Here is a 2,128-nt window from a genome sequence, read left to right as displayed (position 1 = left end):
GGAGCGGGTGGAGGCGGTGTTGCGGCCGAAGGTCGAGGCGGCGCTGAATCTCCATGAGCTGACTCGGGACATCGACCTCGACGCCTTCATCCTCTTCTCCTCCGCCGCTGGAGTGCTGGGCAACCCCGGCCAGGCCAACTATGCGGCGGCCAACGCCTTCCTCGATGCCCTCGCCTCGTACCGCAGGGCCCAGGGCCTGCCGGCCCAGTCCCTCGCCTGGGGGCCATGGGCCGACGGGGGAATGGCGGACGGCCTGAACACGGCCGACTCCCAGCGGATGAACCGCTCCGGCATCGAACCGCTGTCGCCCAAGCAGGGCACCGATCTCTTTGACGCGGCCGAGACCTTCGGCGAGGCCGCGGTCGTCACCATGCGGATCGATCTGGTCGGCGCGGGAGCCCTGGCACCGGACGCCCTGCCCGACATGTTCCGGGGCCTGGTGCGATCGAGATCCGCCAGGGCAGCCGATGCCGGGACGTCGGGTGCTGCGGCGTTCCGGCGCCGCATGGCGGTTCTGTCCGATGCCGAGCGCGAGGAACAAGTGCTCGACCTGGTGCGCGCGCACGCCGCGGCCATCCTCGGATTCCCCGGTCCGACCGCCATCGAGCCGGACCGCGCCTTCAAGGAACTTGGATTCGACTCGCTGGCTGCGGTGGAGTTCCGTAACGGCCTTGCTCAGGCCACGGGACTACGCCCGTCGGCCACCCTGGTCTTCGACTATCCGAACTCCCGCGTGCTCGCGCAGCACATTGCCGAGGAGCTGCGTTCTGACACACCCATCGGCGAAGACGCCGACGGCGAGGAGCGGGTCCGTCGCATCCTGCAAGGAATTCCGCTGAGCCGACTGCGGGATGCGGGACTGATGGAAGTGCTCTTCGAACTTGCCGGCGCTCACGACGAGCAGACGGATTCGGCAGCGGATCCGGAGAGTTCCTCGACCGAAGACATCGATGAGATGGATGCCGAGAGCCTGATCAGCATGGCGCTCAACGGCTCTGGCCTGGACGACGCGACGCAGGGAATGTGAGAGCTCGATGACGAATTCTGACGAGAAGCTGGTCGCCGCACTGCGTGCGTCGCTCAAGGAGAACGACCGGCTACGCGCTCACAACCGCAAACTGTCGTCCGCGGCCCGCGAGCCGATCGCGATCGTGTCTATGAGCTGCCGTTTTCCCGGGGGCGTCGATTCACCGGAAGCTCTTTGGCACGTGGTGAACAACGGCGTGGACGCGATATCCGAATTCCCGGAGAACCGCGGCTGGAACGTCGATGCTCTCTACGACCCCGAGGGAACGAAGCAGAACACCACCTACGTCAACAAGGGCGGATTCCTCCACTCTGCGGACACCTTTGATCCCGCTCCTTTCGGCATCAGTCCGAACGAAGCGCTGATCATGGATCCGCAGCAGCGTCTGCTGCTGGAATGCTCGTGGGAGGTATTCGAGCGGGCCGGCATCGACCCGTTCTCCCTCAAGGGCAGCAAGACCGGTGTCTTCGCCGGGATGATGTACCACGACTACGCTCACAACAGTGCGACGGGGTCGATCGCCTCCGGACGTGTCTCGTACGTCTTCGGCTTCGAGGGTCCGTCGATGACGGTGGACACGGCGTGCTCGTCGTCGCTGGTCGCCCTGCACCTCGCGGCCCAGGCGCTGCGTTCGGGTGAGTGCTCGATGGCGCTGGCCGGTGGCGTGGCCGTCATGTCGACGCCTGAGGTCTTTGTCGAGTTCAGCAGGCAAGGCGGCCTGGCGAGGGACGGGCGCTGCAAGTCCTTCGCGGGCTCCACCGACGGCACCAGCTGGTCGGAAGGCGCGGGTGTCCTCCTCCTGGAACGGCTCTCCGACGCCCGCCGCAACGGCCACCCGGTGTTGGCGGTGGTGCGGGGCAGCGCCATTAATCAGGACGGTGCGAGTAATGGGCTGACGGCTCCGAACGGTCCGTCGCAGCAGCGGGTGATTCGGGCGGCGCTGGCTGATGCGCAGATTTCTGCCGATCAGGTCGATCTGGTGGAGGCGCATGGGACGGGGACGCGGTTGGGTGATCCGATCGAGGCGCAGGCGTTGTTGGCGACGTACGGTCAGGGGCGTCCTGACAATGATCCTTTGTGGTTGGGGTCGTTGAAGTCGAA

Annotated in this window: 2 protein-coding genes; both read left to right on the top strand. The window is 66.3% G+C overall.

Features of this window, described 5'->3' with window-relative positions:
- A partial coding sequence (locus tag IEZ15_RS43765; protein ID WP_189282493.1) for a beta-ketoacyl reductase occupies window positions 1-1,027 on the top strand: 1,027 nt, incomplete at its 5' end.
- A gap of 7 nt (window positions 1,028-1,034) precedes the next feature.
- Window positions 1,035-2,128 (top strand): beta-ketoacyl synthase N-terminal-like domain-containing protein (locus IEZ15_RS43760; protein ID WP_229846602.1); only part of this gene is annotated, 1,094 nt, incomplete at its 3' end.

The organism is Streptomyces atratus (assembly GCF_014648655.1).
GTDB lineage: Bacteria > Actinomycetota > Actinomycetes > Streptomycetales > Streptomycetaceae > Streptomyces > Streptomyces atratus.
Note: the sequence above shows the minus strand (reverse complement) of the source record. Positions and strands in the feature narration are given on the sequence as shown.